Source organism: Zobellia roscoffensis (assembly GCF_015330165.1).
Classification (GTDB): Bacteria; Bacteroidota; Bacteroidia; order Flavobacteriales; family Flavobacteriaceae; genus Zobellia; species Zobellia roscoffensis.
The window spans coordinates 2,246,573-2,263,856 of the sequence record NZ_JADDXT010000002.1 but is presented as its reverse complement, the minus strand read 5'-3'; the positions used below and the strand labels follow the sequence as shown (position 1 = coordinate 2,263,856).

General features: G+C 37.4%; 13 protein-coding genes. 4 read left to right on the top strand and 9 right to left on the bottom strand.

The window, feature by feature from the left end; genetic code table 11:
• Window positions 1-2: 2 nt before the first annotated feature.
• Genes IWC72_RS09480 through IWC72_RS09470 form a run of 3 tightly spaced genes read left to right on the top strand, consistent with a single transcriptional unit; the run spans window position 3 to window position 5,284 of the window.
• Entirely contained in the window at window positions 3-2,501 is a 2,499-nt protein-coding gene (locus tag IWC72_RS09480) for a TonB-dependent receptor domain-containing protein (RefSeq protein ID WP_194529610.1), read from the top strand.
• Between the two features lie 2 nt (window positions 2,502-2,503).
• Window positions 2,504-3,943: an ABC transporter permease gene (locus IWC72_RS09475; protein ID WP_194529609.1), complete on the top strand. Its 1,440-nt coding sequence runs from the start codon at window positions 2,504-2,506 to the stop codon at window positions 3,941-3,943.
• Entirely contained in the window at window positions 3,944-5,284 is a 1,341-nt protein-coding gene (locus tag IWC72_RS09470) for a DUF3526 domain-containing protein (protein ID WP_194529608.1), read from the top strand.
• Between the two features lie 77 nt (window positions 5,285-5,361).
• On the opposite strand, the gene IWC72_RS09465 is transcribed toward IWC72_RS09470, so the two are convergent.
• The 6 genes from IWC72_RS09465 to IWC72_RS09440 form a co-directional block, all read right to left on the bottom strand.
• Window positions 5,362-6,333, bottom strand: coding sequence for an NAD(P)-dependent alcohol dehydrogenase (locus IWC72_RS09465; RefSeq protein ID WP_194529607.1), 972 nt, complete (start codon window positions 6,331-6,333; stop codon window positions 5,362-5,364).
• A gap of 329 nt (window positions 6,334-6,662) precedes the next feature.
• On the bottom strand, window positions 6,663-7,520 hold the full coding sequence (locus IWC72_RS09460; RefSeq protein WP_194525962.1) for an alpha/beta hydrolase: 858 nt from the start codon (window positions 7,518-7,520) through the stop codon (window positions 6,663-6,665).
• Between the two features lie 22 nt (window positions 7,521-7,542).
• Window positions 7,543-8,580: a serine hydrolase domain-containing protein gene (locus IWC72_RS09455; protein ID WP_194525961.1), complete on the bottom strand. Its 1,038-nt coding sequence runs from the start codon at window positions 8,578-8,580 to the stop codon at window positions 7,543-7,545.
• A gap of 73 nt (window positions 8,581-8,653) precedes the next feature.
• Complete coding sequence (locus tag IWC72_RS09450; protein WP_194529606.1) at window positions 8,654-10,990, bottom strand: helix-turn-helix domain-containing protein; 2,337 nt, start codon at window positions 10,988-10,990, stop codon at window positions 8,654-8,656.
• Between the two features lie 100 nt (window positions 10,991-11,090).
• Entirely contained in the window at window positions 11,091-11,651 is a 561-nt protein-coding gene (locus IWC72_RS09445; RefSeq protein WP_194529605.1) for a hypothetical protein, read from the bottom strand.
• A 71-nt stretch (window positions 11,652-11,722) separates the two neighbouring features.
• Window positions 11,723-12,298: a Crp/Fnr family transcriptional regulator gene (locus tag IWC72_RS09440; RefSeq protein ID WP_194529604.1), complete on the bottom strand. Its 576-nt coding sequence runs from the start codon at window positions 12,296-12,298 to the stop codon at window positions 11,723-11,725.
• Between the two features lie 161 nt (window positions 12,299-12,459).
• Between IWC72_RS09440 and IWC72_RS09435 the strand changes: the two genes are divergently transcribed.
• Window positions 12,460-13,179, top strand: coding sequence for an adenine nucleotide alpha hydrolase (locus IWC72_RS09435; protein WP_194529603.1), 720 nt, complete (start codon window positions 12,460-12,462; stop codon window positions 13,177-13,179).
• Window positions 13,180-13,202: 23 nt separating this feature from the next.
• On the opposite strand, the gene IWC72_RS09430 is transcribed toward IWC72_RS09435, so the two are convergent.
• The 3 genes from IWC72_RS09430 to IWC72_RS09420 form a co-directional block, all read right to left on the bottom strand.
• Complete coding sequence (locus IWC72_RS09430; RefSeq protein ID WP_194525956.1) at window positions 13,203-13,541, bottom strand: hypothetical protein; 339 nt, start codon at window positions 13,539-13,541, stop codon at window positions 13,203-13,205.
• Window positions 13,542-13,678: 137 nt separating this feature from the next.
• Complete coding sequence (locus IWC72_RS09425; protein ID WP_194529602.1) at window positions 13,679-15,103, bottom strand: HmuY family protein; 1,425 nt, start codon at window positions 15,101-15,103, stop codon at window positions 13,679-13,681.
• An 11-nt stretch (window positions 15,104-15,114) separates the two neighbouring features.
• Complete coding sequence (locus tag IWC72_RS09420) at window positions 15,115-17,244, bottom strand: TonB-dependent receptor plug domain-containing protein (RefSeq protein WP_194529601.1); 2,130 nt, start codon at window positions 17,242-17,244, stop codon at window positions 15,115-15,117.
• Between the last annotated feature and the right edge of the window lie 40 nt (window positions 17,245-17,284).

The following is a 17,284-nucleotide window of genomic DNA, read 5'->3' as shown; positions in this document are numbered from 1 at the left end:
TTATGAAAAAAAATGTACTACTCATACTAGCACTGTTAGCATTCAATTCTGCTTTTTCCAGAGTTGTGGTTAAAGGCAAAATAACGGATACAAACGGACTTCCCATAATGGGAGCAACAGTTGCATATAATCTTGAAAATGTTACGGCCAAAGGCGGTACCATAACAGAAGAAGACGGAACTTTCACTTTTGAGTTATCAGGACTGGGAACCTACCAAATTAGGGTAAGTTACATAGGAATGAAAACTCTAAACCTTACAGAGACATTTGATGAAAACAAAACATACGATTTAGGCTCCATCAACCTTCAAGAGAGTGTAGAGCAATTACAATCGGTAGAAGTCATTGGTAGAGCAAGAACAGATTATAATAGCGATTATTCATTTTCGGCTACCAAAGTGGCAATTGCCAATAAAGAATTGCCGCAAGCGATAACGTCGGTAACAAAGGAGTTAATTGCAGACCGACTTGCTTTTCAAGTGCCAGATGCCGTAAAAACGGTAAGTAATGTATCGGTAACGGGTTTATACAATCATTATAACATTCGTGGTATTACACAAGGTGATGACGGACAAGTGTTAAATGGCATGCGTACACGTCAATACTATTTTTTACAGCCTATTACCTCCCACTTAGAACGTGTTGAAGTTATAAAAGGTCCGTCATCGGTTACCTTTTCAAGTGCCGATCCAGGTGGTACGGTAAACATGGTAACTAAAAAACCATTAACAGAAAAACGTAGTGAAGTTTCTTTGACCACAGGTAGTTTTGGAACCATAAGAGCTACAGCAGATTTTACCGGTCCTTTAAACGAATCTAAAACGCTTTTATATCGTTTTAATGCCGCAATACAAGAGGCAGATTCATTTAGAGATGTCGTAAACAACAATGCCATTTTGTTTTCGCCTTCCTTAAGCTATATTCCAAATGAAACCACATCTTTAAACGTAGAATTAATCTACAGTGATGCCGTGGGTAATTTAGATAGAGGTCAGCCTATTTTTGGAGCTATTAATGGTGATTACGATATTAATAGTACGCCAATTACCATGAATGTAGGAGCTTCAAGCGATCATTACAAAAACAAAGAGTTCATTTTTATGACTAATTTCAGTAAAAAGTTAACCGATAACTTAGGTTTCAATGCCCAGTTCATGAAACAAACTTGGGATGAGGATTTAGCCGAACATAGAGTTGATGGTACAGCTGTGGATATTGATGGAAATGTGATTCCTACCTTGGCTAGAATGCGATATGATGAAAGACAACAATATTGGGAAACCGATAACTTTAGCACTTACTTTACGTACGACATAGAAACGGAGAAGATTACCAACAAAATTTTAGTTGGTTATGATGCTACACGTTGGGAAAGAAAAATTGGAGCCGGATTTCTTCGTGCCAGAAGGTACTTAACAGTAGATAGTGGTCAGTCTAACTATGACCCTGCAAATGCAGCCAATTTTCAGCAAATGGTGGTAGATGGTGTAACTATGCCTGTACCTGCAGTACCTCATTTTAACTTAGCAGACCCATTTAATGGTGCTAGAAATACAAATGCATATAATCTGGCAGAATTGAGTATTCCTGCTAACCTGAATACCTCAAATGGTTTTTATATTCAAAACCAGTTTAAAGTAGGTAAGTTCTCTGCTTTATTGAACTTGCGATATGAGCGTTTCACTGATATTTTTGATTATGAAGGCGATGAGCAAGAGTTTACAAATGATGCTATTGTACCTAGGTTTGGTCTTACCTATGAAGTTACCAACACGGTTAGTGCATACGCTACGTATTTAGAAGGTTTTCAGCCACACACTAATACTGTTTCATTATCGCCAACGGCAGAAGGTTTCTTTTGGTCCACTTCACCAAGCAGATTTGATCCCCTTGAAAGTAGTTTAACAGAGTTTGGAGCAAAAGGAGAATTTTTGAACGGGAAAATATTTGCCAACCTAGCTATCTTCAACATTACTCAAAAAAATATCCTTTTAGGTGACACCTATGATTTGGACAATTTAACTACAAGAGGTGAACAAAGAAGTAGAGGTTTTGAGATGGATGTATCTGGGTATATATCATCTAACTTTCAGCTTACCGCATCTTACGGTTTTGCAGATGCTGAAATTGTAGAAGATGCCATAGAAGAGTTTATTGGTGAACCTATAGGAGGAGCTCCAAAACACAATGCGAATATTTGGGGGAGATATGATTTTACAAATGAAACCTTAAAAGGTATCGGCTTCGGTTTGGGTGCTCAATTTATGGATGAACGATATACGTGGTACAACCCTACGTACGACACAGATAGACTATTATTACCTTCCTATACCGTATTTGATGCAGCGGTATATTACAAGCCTAATAATACCGGTATGCAATTAACCCTTAAGCTAAATAATTTATTTGATGAAACGTATTGGTTAGGTGGTCTAAACCCATCAAGATTAGGACCTGGCGCACCAAGAAATGTATTGTTGAACGCAACGTATAAGTTTTAAGAATGAGGAAAAATGTAATTCAATTATTGGCTCGTCAATTATGGCAAGATGCCTTTAGATCCAAGGTCATGTTGATTGCTTCTGCCTTAATGCTATGCCTACTTCTTTTTTCCGCGTATAGTGGTTGGGAGAATTACCATGACCAGAATTTTACGCGAGATGAAATTCAAGATGAAGTAGAAGAAAGTTGGGAGAACAATCCAGATAAACATCCGCACCGTATGGCGCACTATGGCTCTTTTGCCCTAAGATTAAAACACGTGTTAAGTGTGTTTGATATGGGAATGGAAAACTTTGTGGGCAATGCCGTTTTCTTGGAAGCTCACAAACAAAATACCGTCAATTTTTCAGAAGCCAGTATGTCTACCGGTTTGTTACGTTTTGGCGAAGTGAGTCTGGCAATGTTATTAAAAGTAATCGTACCACTTTTAATATTCTATTTAGGATTTGCTACCATTGCCAGAGAGCGTGAAAATGGCACCTTAAAGCTGTTGATTGGGCAAGGTATAACGCGTAAAGAAATTGTATTCGGAAAATGGCTGGGCTTATGGAGTCTATCGCTTGTTTTTCTAAGCGCTATATTTCTGGTACTTCTGTTTTTTGTTTTGATTGAGTCACACGATAGCATGCATACCGATAGTCTATTAAGATATGTTGTACTGTTAGTAGCTTATCTACTGTTTTTCGGTATTTTGAGTGCAATTACCATTCTGGTTTCGGCTTTTAGTGCTACAGCCAAAGGAGCACTGGTAAAACTATTGGGCATCTGGTTGCTTTTTGTGATCATTGTTCCAAAATCATTACAAGCAATGGGGTTCTACCTTTACCCTACTCCTTCTAAAATAGAAATGGAAACAGCAGTGGAACACGATTTGGCTGAGATTGGAGATAGTCATGACCCTAATGATCCGCATTTCAAAGCCATGAAAGATTCCGTATTACGTGTCCATAACGTAGAAAATGTTGAAGACCTTCCTTTTAATTATGGTGGTTTTGTGATGTCTCAAGGTGAAGCAATGAGCACTAAAATATATTTAAAGCATCAGGAGGATTTGTATGAAGTGTATGGAAAGCAGAATAACCTAGAGCGCTATTCTGCATTTGTAAATCCGTATACGGCAATCAAGAACTTATCAATGGCTTTCTCGGGTACAGATTTTCAATCTTTCCTTCATTTTAAGGATAAGGCAGAAGCGTATCGTTTTAAGCTGGCGCAAGAAATGAACCAATTGCAGATGGATTTAATTCCGAATAAAGGAAAAGAAGGACCAAATACTATATCCAGTGATTATTGGAAAGAATTTCCTCCGTTTGAGTATCATTTTTTAAACATTTCAGATGTCTTTAAAAATGAGCTTATATCCTTATTGGCATTAGTGCTTTGGGGCGTTCTCTCCATTTTCGGACTATTAAGATTATCCACTAACCTAAAAGCCATATAGATGTATAGTTTATTATTTAAATCATTTTTTAGGACGAAAATTTTCTTGGTTAGTCTGATATTGTTGTTAACCGTTGGGGTGATAAGCATCTTGATCGGAAAACAATATTTGGTAAAGCAGGAAAAGACAATTGCTGCAGCACAGGTATTTCAAGAAGAAAGCATTAAAAAGAACGTGGAATACCATAGTGAAGACTTAGGCTTGCTTTTATATTACCTGCGTTTTACGCTCATAAAGAAACCTCAAAATATAAACGCAATTTCCATTGGGCAGAGCGATGTTAATCCGTTATTGCAAGCGGTGACCATTAGAGGCTTGGAAGCACAAAAATATGACACCGATTTTGAGAACCCGTCATTACTAATGTCCGGCAACCTCGATCTAGGCTTTGTTATCATTTATTTGTTTCCGTTGGTATTGATAGCCATGACTTTCAATTTGTATTCTGAAGAAAAAGAATTGGGAACATGGCGAATATTGGCTGCTCAAACCTCTGGAAAAGCAAAGTTTTTATTCAAAAAACTACTGGTGAGAATACTCTTTGTATTCGCTGTTTTAATTTTCTTGATGTTTTTGGCAAGTGCTATGCTACAAATTCCGGTGAACGCCAATTTCTGGGCAATTTTTATTCAGAGCGTTTTGTATGTGATGTTCTGGAGTGCCTTATGTTTTTGGATTGTATCCTTTTTAAAGAATTCAAGTTTTAATGCTTTGGCATTAATTTCCATTTGGGTGGTACTGACCATTTTAATTCCTGCATTAGTGAATAACTATGTTATTAATACCTATCAAGTGCCAGAAGCCTTAGATGCCATGGTAGAGCAAAGAGATGGTTACCATGAAAAGTGGGATTTGGAAAAAGGTGCCACGATGAACGAGTTCATTAAAGAATATCCGGCGTACAAGAACTACCCTGTTCCCGAAGATGAATTCAGTTGGATTTGGTACTACGGCATGCAATACATGGGAGATTTTGCGGCAAAGAATACAAGTGCCGAAATGACCGAAAAAATCATGTTACGTAATGCTGTAAGTGAAAAAATAGCCCTGTTTGTACCCACAATGCATGCACAACTGAGCTTTAATAGTCTAGCGGGCACAGATATGGTTAGTCATTTAACTTTCTTAAAATCATTGACTGAATTCCATAAGAATTTACGCCAAGGTTTTTACACCAAAATTTTTGATAACAAATCTGCGGATTCCGTAGATTGGAAAAATCATGAAGCTAAGTTTTATGAAGTAGTTTATAGCTTTAGTTGGTTTAAGCTATTACTGCCCACTTTTTTAATAACACTAGCAATTGGAATTTTAGGAGGATTAAATCTTCGTAAATTGTAATGGAAATAAGGGCTGGAAGTTATTCTCGCCCTTATTTTTTTTGAAGGTTGATTGATTGATGAATAATTTTAGCAAAATTAAAGAAGAATAACTACGTTACCTTTTTTACGTCCCATATCTATATATTCATGGGCTTTACCTATTTCTTCTAAAGTATAATACCTATCTATTACTGGTTTTAATTGGTTGGATTCCCAAAGTTCTTTAAGTTCATTGAGGAACAATCGAAGTGCCGGAATAGACTTGGTTCCCGTAGCTGAAAATTTTGCTTTTTTACGGCCGAACATAGACGTCCATACTACCCGAACTAGCAAAGAGAAACTCAATACGGGGGAAAGATAAATGCCTTTAAAGCTAAGTGCCTTTTTACAATACGAGTACTTTGATTTACCCACAGTATCAAAAACAACATCATACATCTTTCCTGTTTTGGTAAAATCTATTTTATTATAGTCCAGAACTTTATCCGCTCCTATGGTGGCAACCAAATCTACATTTTGGGCACTACAAACACCCGTAACCTCGGCTCCAATATATTTTGCTAATTGCACGGCTGCAGTACCAAGACTTCCTGAAGCACCATTTATTAAAACGGACTGGCCCGGTTTTACCTCTGCGATCTCTTTTAAGAAATTCCAAGAGGTTAAATAGCCGTCACAAATAGTAGCCGCTTCTTTGTGAGATAATTGTTCGGGTTTAATAGTGAGTACGCCGTCTTCCCGAATGCAAACGTATTCCGCATTTGTCCCGGCTCCAAAAATTGACTCTCCAAAAACGGCATCTCCCACTTCAAATTCTGTAACGTCTTTACCAATGGCTTCCACAACACCAGAAAAACCGGTACCGGATATAGGGTGTTTTGGTTTTGTTAGACCAATAAAAAGTCTTCCTAACCACGGGCTTCCTTTTCGCATCATGGTATCGGCTCTAGTTGCACTAGCCGCTTTTACCTGTACCAAAACTTCTTTGTCTTTAGGAATGGGTTTTTGAACGTACTGCAATTGAAGTACTTCCGGCGAACCGTACTTCGTTATTATTATTGCTCTCATTGTTTCTTTGGTTATTCTTTTCATACACCAAAAGTAGGTGCTGGCTACAAGCCTGTCGTTCGGGTTTAAAAATCGGAACTAATTTGAAGAGCATTACCTTTTATAGATTTTCTATTGGAACCAATATTCTAGTGCCAATGCTATTACTATGAGTATAAGTTTTACCATTTTAATATTTTCTTTATTTTTTTATTGATTGAGAACGAAACCTACCGTTTTAAACAGGTAAGGAGTCTCTACAAGGGCTGTTTTTCAACTCAAGGCAGCCGTTATTCTATCCATTTCTGCAGACAGAGGATGAAATCAAAATTTAGTAAATGTGTTGTGTGTTATTGTTGCAAAATAGCACTTTCAATCAACTCATTCTGCGCTTTGTTTTGAACGTGTTTTGAATTTTCAAACATTAGGACACTTTTTAAAGAAGGGAATATTTTTCTTGCTCTTTTAATCATCTTTGCACCAGGAAAAATTGTGTCGTTCTGAGCTGCAAACAGGGTTATTGGTGTTTTTATAGATTTAGCTGCAACCTCACTTATTACAGGTACAGGCGTAAAGTCCATTTTAAAATGCACGAATACTTTTGACAAATATTTGATTGCAAACTCATCACGTTCCGTAAAAAGTTCCGCTAAAAATTTTTCCACATATTTCGCTTTTTCCGTTTTCATAAACCGCTTCATTGGAATAAAGATTTTAAATAATGTTTTCAATGGGTTGCCATTTACAATGTAAGCGGGTGCAGCCAAATACACCTCCTTGATCTTACTTTCACTAAATTCAAGGGTTTTTAATATGATCAATCCTCCTAAAGAAAACCCGGCTAGAGTAACATTATTAATCTTTAGAGCTGTTATTATTTCGTTCATCCATCGTCCATAAGAATCATCTTTCATACTCATTCTTGTTTCTGCACTGCGGTTTGGTTGCGCTAAAACATCAACCGCATACACTTTAAAATTCTTCCTTAAAGCAGGATATGTGTCAAGCGCAATGGGTGCACAACCGTTAGAGCCATGAATCAATATAATGGGTGGATTTGTAGAAACCCCAGTTGTTATAACATTGGTCCGTCCAAAACTGGTATCAATATCCAAGCATTCAAATTCAATATTTAGTTCGTTCAATTTTTGGTCATACAGACTTAAAATTTCCTTCTTCCCTACCTCTGTTTTAAAAAGCCCCTTCATTGTTTTGATCTCTTATTGATTTCTATTTGCCTTTTTTATTTCTCAATATTTTTACAATACGGTTGATTGTAATTTCAGATAGATTCCACTCATACCCTTGAAAATCTGTTGTATTAATAAATTGAACCACCACGGTATCTATGTCCTCATGATATTCTGCAAGACTCTGATAACCGGGAACCAAACCACCGTGTTCATAGACGTATATGGAAGAATAAATTTCTTGCTCCCCTTCATCAAACACAGAGCCATCATTTAATGCTCTTAAGAAGGCTCCCACATCCTCTGCTGTAGCTAACATTCCGTTTTCATTGGTCTTAAAATCTTCTTCCATACCCACATAATAACCACTCATTACATCATCTATATTCACTTCACTAAGCGAAAAGAAGGTGTTGCTTAGTTGAAGGGGCATCAATATTTCCTCCTTTATATATTGTTCATGACTGTAACCTACTACTTTAGTAATGATTTGCCTAAGCAATAAATAATTGGTGTTTGAATATTCATAACCTTCGTCTGGTTTAAAGCTAGCCGGTAGATCAAGGGCAAATTCTAGGGCTCGTTTTCCGTTATCTTGTTCGTCTTTCCAATATTCGGGATTATCGGTGAAGTTGGGAATACCACTCCGATGTTGCACCATTAATTTTAAGGTGATTTTTTCTGCGTTTTCAATTCTTCCTTCGAGTTCTGGAAAATAGTCAACCAGTGATTCATCTAAAGACAGACGCTTGTCATGGACCAGTTTAGTGATAGCCACTGCTACGTAGAGCTTACTAATACTCGCAATTTTAAACAAGGATTTGGGGTCCGCAGGTATTTTATCCTCCCTATTTTTCCACCCACCTGTATAATAAGCCGGTGGCTTTTCTCCTTCGCCCACGTAAACGATCATCCCGTCAAAACCGTGACCAATGGCTTCATCTACTTGTTCCTGAACGGTATCCGGAAGAGGTAAAACCCAAGCTTTTACCAAAATCCATGGTACAAAATACAAAGAGCCGATGCTCGCCATAATGAATACTATTCTGAGTATTCGTTTTACTTTGTTTTTTGTCATTCTGACTTTTTTTAATTTGACTTCAAACTTAAGTTCTAAAACAGGGGGAATCGTTCGGATTTGAAAATCGGAACTAATTTGCAGTTATCGTTTTCCAATAAGCTCTAGGAGTAACACCCATGGCCTTTTTAAAATAGGTATTAAAAACCGTCTTGGAATTAAAACCGCTATCATAAGCCAATGCCAAAATTGTCAAATGCCGCTGAGACGCATCTGCCGCTTTTGACTTAAAGGTTTCCAAACGATATGAATTCACGAATTCCGAAAAGTTCTTTTGAAAACCTTCATTAAGCAGTTGTGATAAATGATTGGGAGGAATTTCTAACATTTCTGCCATGTTCCGCAGCGTTAAATTAGAATCTAGATAGGGCTTTTTTTCATTAATCAGACGCATCAATTGCTTCCTATACTGCTCTAATACCTTTTTATTGAATAGCGGCTTTTGATATTTACTTTCGACAATTAGTGTTGTGCTTTTATCACCAAAAATTTGTCCCATCAACTCTTGATATCTTGGCTCTGAATGCAAATTTTTAACCAGTGGCTCTGTCTTTAGAAGTAGCATCATAAGCAAACGATATTCAATCCCTTTTTCCATCCATCCAATTGCCTCATCCGTTCTTCCAATAAAAGCCGTAATCAATATCAGAAAATAAAGTGCACTCCCCATAGCTTCGGATTCTAAAGCAGATTGTAATTTGTTCAATCCGTCATTTAAGGCATTGGTATTTCCTAAAGCGGCATGAGCTAAAGTTATACCACCAAGTTGGGTAAGGTCTCTAGTTCTATTGATGTTAAGATTTTCAAAATACATTAATCCTTTATCTGCATCACCTTGTAATATTAACGAGACACCAATATACAAGGGTGGAAACGGAAGTTCCGGATTTAGTTTGAGTGCTTCTTTAAAAAATGGTTCTGCAGCATTAAAATCCTCTTTTAAATAAAATAAAAAGCCTTTGTAATGGTGATTCATCGCCGCAAACGGGTCCAGTTCCAAAGCTTTGTTCGCAAAATTAAATGCGGCATCAAACTTACCTTCAACCGTTAAAAAATTTGCCATGGTGAGGTACATTTCATCTGTAGGCCTACTTTCTATGGCATTTGCCAAGTGGCTGTAAGCCTCCTTCAAATCCCATTTTTGCCAACCGCTGATCCATGCTAGATTTAATTGAACTTCAGGTAAGTTATTATCTAACTCAATAGCTTTCTCCAAAAAAGGCTGAGCTTTTCTGAAGGCTTCATCAGCAGGAATTAACCCCATAGTTCCCAAGAAAGTATATCCTTGATTAATGCCTAAGTGAGTAAGGGCAAAATTAGGCTGTTCCGCTATTACTTCTTTAAAAATAGAAATGGCGGTTTCCGTACCCTTTACATCCAGCTTCATTAAATGATACTTTCCTTTCAAGTATTTTTTGTATAAAGTTGCAGATATATCTAGAGCACTAACCAATTGATTGTCAATATCAAAATGACCAATATGCTCACGTAATTTATCCGCAATAAGCAAACTCACCTCATCTTGAACCGAAAAAATATCGTCTATTGAACGGTCAAAAGTTTCTGACCAAAAATGAAAATCATCGGCCACATCTATTAACTGTGCGGTAATGCGCATTGTATTACCGGACAAGCGGATACTACCCTCTAAAATAGTGGAAACATTTAATGCTTCGCCAATCTTTGTGACCGGGATATTTTTACCCTTAAAATGAAACGAAGATGTTCTTGAAGTTACTTTAAGACCTTTAATTTTGGTTAAGGCATTAATGATTTCTTCTGTCATTCCATCTGAAAAATACTCGTTCTCCGTATTGGAACTCATATTAACAAAGGGCAATACGGCAAGCGTTTTGTTTTGTTTTTTGGATACATCACTTAGTTCCGTACGCTCGGGAACCACGAGCCCTTCATTTGCTATGGCAAAAACTTCAACGGGTTTTGCAATATTTTTCAGCTCAAAATAGCCAAGCGATTTTGTGACTAGCTGTGGTTGATTTTTAAGTTCATCGTTCAGCTTTCCCGATACGAGAACCGAACCCGCAACACCTAAAGACTCAATACGTGACGATAGGTTTACCCCATCTCCATAAATTTCTGTTCCATCAAAAACAATATCGCCCAAATGTAGTCCAATACGTATGGGTACCGTTTTTTCTTTTTGTAGTGTCTGTTGAATGGCTATGGCACATTCAACAGCCTCTACTGCACTTGAAAATGTGCTTAAAGTACCATCTCCGTAATACTGTAAAACTTTACCGGAGTGCGCTGTATGGTTTTTTGTAAAAGTTGAGCGATGCCTTTCTCTCATGACCATTGCTGCGGTTTCATCTTTTTGCATCAATGCCGTGTACCCAACAATGTCGGTAAACATAATAGCGGCAATACGGCGGTTTTTAGAATTTGACATAAGCGATGCCTTAAAAATACAACAAATCCTTAACTAGAAAGCGTGGTATATGCTGATAGTGATTGCATTCTTTGCACAAATCCAAAATGAATGTGACATACTAATGTTTATTTCTGAAAAATTTAACTGCGAACTGTAAAAAGACCCCTATTAAAATCACAAAATATAGCGTAGTGCCCATGCTTTTGACAAGGGTAAAACTACTGGTAATGGTTACACTACTATATGATATTTCTGGGTAACTATTCAGTAAAAACAATATTCCAAAATTTTCACCATAATCTGCCATTCCAACAACTAATGGCAGGAGGCATCCATAAATAAAAAGAGGTTTCAATTTATTGAGCTTGTTCAGAAAATAAGCTAACACTAAGCAGTAACTTACTCCAAATAAAAGAGGGTACACCATGTCCAAAGGTAATTGCTGGTGTAAATACGCATGCCTTCCTTCCGGTCCTAAGTTCTGAAAAAGTAGGTGAACATACTCAAAATCATACCCCATAGGTTGCATATCCAACAACCTCATCCCCTTAGAAAAAATCATAACCTTTGGAATGGTCAGCATCAACATGGCAACATAAACTGTATTCGTGAGCAAAAATAAAAATAACACTTTTTTACCTTGAATATTTTGAAGTATGCTATTATAAACCACTTTCATTTCCTTTATTTTTCACAAAGAAATGACGGTAGCTTTTGCCATGCATTAACAATTGATAAAATCGGTATTTTTCAAGAGAATTTCCGAAGTCTACTAAGCGAAACATTGGTTATCCCTAAATAGGAAGCAATCATGGGGTGAGGAATGCGATTTTCGAGCATAATGAAATCTTTCCTAAACTGTTCCAAACGTTCTTTGGCAGTCCAAGAAGCCATTCTTATTTCTTTTTGGACTTTATTTCCTAATTCTTGACGCATGACCGCATTCCCAAATTCTCTAACCTCAATATTTTCTATCATTAACGCTTCAAAAGCACTGGCGTTCATTTGGGCAAAAACACAATCAGTCAATGCTTCGCCATATAACAAAGATTTTCCATTTTGAGTTCGTATTACGCAAGGAGGCAGAATCGTATTTTCCTCAAAAAATGAGAGTGTAATTTCCTCTCCTTCGGTATTCAACACAAAAGTACGTGCTATTCCTTTCAACAGAATATACTCAGATTGGTCATTTTGATTCGGCTTAAAAATGACACTTCCACCAGCAAAAGTCTTTTCTACACATAAAGCACTAAAGGCAATAAGTGCCTTTTGAGTCAACTTATGGCCGTATGTCTTAATAGATTTGTTTAACCGCTGCGCTTCCATGGCCCTTAAAATAAAAATAATTTATAAGAATGAAGGCTTAAGCTAAGCTCTATTAAATTAGACTTTAATTAGGTAGATAAGTCTTATGGATTTAGCTTTGAAAAAAAGATAAAGCTTTTGCTTCTTACAAAGCCTTTATGCCCAACCAGAATACCCTTGTAATGAAAAAGCGAAAAACGTACTTTAACTGGAGTACAGGTAAAGATGCCTCATTGGCACTGTATCATCTTCAAAAAGATAGTAATTATGATATAGACCAGTTAGTTACCTCTATAAACTCACACCACGATCGGGTTTCTATGCATGGATTAAGACGGGAGTTATTACTAAAGCAAATCCAAGAAATTGGACTTCCGGTTACCACAATTGAACTTCCTGAAGAGCCTACAATGGAAGTATACAACACCCAAATGGAACGGGTTGTAACCAAATTACAATCTGAAGGTTACTCTCATTGTGGTTTTGGTGATATTTTTTTAGAAGACCTTAGAGATTATAGGGAAGAGCACCTAAAAAAATATAACATTGAGTGTTGCTTTCCACTTTGGAAAAGGGACACCAAAGAACTCATAGAGGAGTTTTTAGATTTAGGCTTCAAGGCCGTTGTAATCTGTATAAAATTAGATGTATTGGATGCTTCTTTTGTTGGAAGAGAAATTGATAAAAGCTTCATTAAAGATTTACCGGACAATGTTGATCCTTGCGGCGAAAACGGAGAATTTCACACTTTCTGCTATGATGGACCTATCTTCAAAAACCCAGTGAAATTTAGGACAGGCGAGAAGGTTTTCAGAGCTTATAAAAATCCCCAAAAAGACAATGAACAAGACACTGAGACCATCGGTTTCTGGTTTTGCGACCTATTACCAGTTGATGAATAGGGTTTTATAGCGTTAGAGCTATTTTATTTTATTCGATATTTCTCCAAAGTAGCATTCACATCCAACATAAATTGAGCGCCTCTAATTAAGTCCTCCAAATGATCAAGAATAGATTCATCTACTTTTAAACAAATATCTATTAACGGGTTGGAGCACCAAATCTTATTACAGAAATCCCCACCACAATCGGCACAGGTACATGGCTCATATGATTTGTGAACAATACTCAAAAGGTGATTAAGGTCTTCTCTAGACAGAAAAATACCCACCGTATCTACAATCAGCTGCATTTCGCAAATATGACTGGTATTCTTAGGCATTTTATATATGGATCCATAACCATTTTGATATAGTAATTCCATTGTTTTCTATTTTAGTAATTTGTAATGGCTATACACTCCTTGGCATATTTTAATACTATGGTAATCTGTAATAAAAAACCGGACACACTTTACTATGCCCAGTTCCAAACTAACTCAAACAAATTTTTAGTGGGGTATTATTGTAAAAGCTCATATTCAAAAGCTGGATAGCCTCTAACACCACTTTCGTTTACCAAAGCGGTAAACTTTAGTTTGTAACGGTTGCCATCATTATCTTTAACAATAAAGAACACATCATCTTTTAACGAAGGCAGGGTATCCGGTCCTCCGCCATTTCGCCAATTGCTGCCTATTACCCTTTGATCAGCATCAAAAGCTTGGTCATCAATATCCGATGCGGAAAAATCTTGGTAAGCTTTGGTTTCGGTAGTAACCCTATAAGCCATGACTTTCCCCTTACTATTGGTAGAGACAAAATCAGAATAGCCATATGAGCCAAAACCTTCAATTACATTTGTAAAAACGGTAAAGTTCAAATCCCACTTTTCCTTTTCAGGCTCAACGCTCACAATAGCTTCTGAGGTAAGACTAACAAATTGAAAATTAAATGCTGGATCTTTAGAAATGCTAATTTCTTTATGGGCAGCCTCATCAAGACCTGCATACTGTAGTGTATAACCCGTATCATTCCTTAGAATCCTAATTTTCATCCATCCCCTAGAATCACCAGAAGTGTTTACCGCTCCTGCTTGTGGTTCTTCCGTGCCTACTTCAGCACCCATATTTACCAAGTATACTTTGTTATTCATCTCGGCAACAGCTATTTCTTGAATTGCGGTACCGCTAATTTCTCCATTGGGCGCATCTATAAATTCGGTATTTGCAGCATCAAAAGTTCCCACAGCCACACTCGCCTGAAGGTCGGCAACCTGCTCTGCCGTAACCACATCAATATCGGTTTCATCCAATTCGGATACCGCCATATAAAGAGAACCGTTAATGGCCACCCTGAAATCATCGCCATTGTAAAAAGCCAGGTCCCACGTTTCACGATTTATACTGGTTTGGTTTTGTGCACTTAAATCAATATACACTTGGTTAGGTTCATTTGGCCCACCAACTTCTGGGGCGAAGTTACCACCAAGAGCAGCCGTTTCTTCAAAAGCCACTTGGGTTGCGGTTGTTCCGTTAGCCATACCGTTGGCTACGTTAACCGTACTTATTTCAAAATCTATGCTCTTTTGGGTTCCTTCTACGGCATCTTTTAATTTTTTAAAAACCAAGGAAGCACTTTGGGCCCCGCTTGCCACCTCAATAGTTATAACGCCGTTTACGGCAGCGGGAACGGTAACAAAATCTTCATCTTCGCCATAAGCGGCATTGGATCCGGTAAAAGACACTTCTACGGAACCAGCCTCTGGTGCTACGGTAGAAAAGACCAGATTTATACTTTTTTCATCTTCGGTAGCTCCAAAGCTTACGGAAGGATTTTCAAAAGCAACAACAAAATCTTCTTGCATAACTTCTCCGTCATCTGAGCTACAGGAAGAGAGTACTAAAAGAAATAAAAAGAAGGATGATAATTTAAAGGTAGTTTTCATAAGTATTCTAGTTAGAAATTAAGATTGTATGATAGTTTTAAAAAATATGATTGTCCGTAACCTAGCAGCAATCCGCTTGTGGGATTAGCATGCACGCTTCCGCCACCTACGGACACTGTATTTACTCTAGTAATATTCAATAGGTTTCGGGCACCTATGGTAACCTGAAACTTGTTGTCTATAAAGGATTTTTTTAGGGTAGCATCTAACCAACTATATTGGTCTTGCTCTTCCTTTAGAAAAATTACATCCCCATCATCATTCTGACTTTGTACAAACTGATATTGTTTTCCTGTGTGCTTATAATATGCTGAAACCACGGTGTTCCATTTTGGTATTCTGTACGACAGGTTACCATTTAGTTGTAAGGAATAGAGGTAATCATCATTAAAATCTGCTTGACTCTCCAAGGTTTTGGATTGACCGGAAAAAGAAACTCCAGCACTTAGTTGCAAATTATCATAGGAGACCGTATTGGTATAGGAAAGACCCCAGGTTTTATAACTATCTATGTTATTATATTGATATGCTAACGGGTTGGTATTGACTATGGTCAACTCTATTCTATCATCTACGGATAGGTACCAAGCCGATAATTTATTCTTTAATGACCATGTATCATTGCCTGCCCAAAAATCCTTTTTAAGATGTAAAAATGCGGAGTATCCCCGTTCCGGGCTAAGGTCTTCATTCCCTCGCATATCATGGTTAATGTCTACGAAATACGTAAACAGTTCATTATAATTGGGACTTCTAGGAGAGGTACCCAATACCGCTCTTAACTGGTATCCGTTGTCAAAAAGATATCTAGAACTTAAAGAGAGCGCTGTTTGTGGGTCAAATTTTGAAGAAAAAAGCCCCCGAACCCCAGGTCGTACAGACCACTTTTTGTTTAAGTCATATTCCGCAGAAGTAAATACATCATATGACTCTAAACGACGTTCTATATTATCCGTCTCAAAATCTCCGGCCAAGGACGAAGAATAACCATCTATAGTACTTATCTCATACCCTAACTGATAACTAGACCAATTATTCGCAAATAAATTATTAAGTGTACCACGCGAATAGAACCCTTTTCTTGACTCGTACTCAAACTCCTTAACATCAAATTTCTCTTGGGTTTTAATGCGATAATTATAGGTTTCTACGTTACGCTTTTGTTGCTGATACGAAAACGAAGCATCGTAAGTAGTCTTTTCACCAATATTTCCCGAGAAGTTTAAATGATGATTGAAACGTTTTGATGTAAAAATCTCATCGGAAGCCGTAGGGTTGGTCGTTTGAGTTGCTGAATTTAAGTTGGTACGCACAAGAGAATCGTACCGTGACACCTCTTCATCAAAATACTCAAATCGGTAAAATGCATTGAGCTTATTGCCATTATAGCGCAGAAGTCCCTTGGCGTTGTTCTGCAACTTAGGTAACCACTCATAACCACGCTTACCATCATTCAATTCATAGTTCTGCCCTTCCCTTCTCCCAAAATGACCAGCAAAATCATTGCGAGTGTATGTACCGTTTACATACCATTTCTCAGCAATATTGTGTCCTACCTTTAATGATTGTATATGTCTACCTTCATCAAAAAGCCCATATTCATTACCAACCGTTTCCTCCTGAACGTAAGGACTGATCTGCCATTTGTATTTAGAAGATTTCTTAGTTATTATATTTATTATACCGGATACCGCATTAGAACCATACTGCACTCCCATGGAGCCTTCAACAATCTCAACCTGTTCTACATCATCTAAATTCAACTGGGTCAGGTCAGTATTATTACCAAGACCCTCATCATTGATCAGAGGAACGTTATCTATCAAAATTTTAAAATATTGCGAATCCAAACCAAAAAGCTGAACGCCGCTCTTTCCGCTAGATGGGTTTGGAATAATATTTATGTTCAAGGTCTGGTTAAGAACATCGGCCAAATTGTTTGCCGCCAAATTATCGATAACCTCCCTGGAAATCACTTTTACTTGAAAAACCGACTTATCTACACTTTGTTTATTGTATTGACCGGTAACCACTACCTCTTCTAATTTAGTAGTTGCGGTTGAGTCGCGTTGCTCTTCTTGGGCATTTGTAACAACACATACAAATGAAAATAAGAATGGGGCCAATAGGCGAAAAGACATGAATATTGTTTAGACTGATTCTTAATAGAACGCAAATATA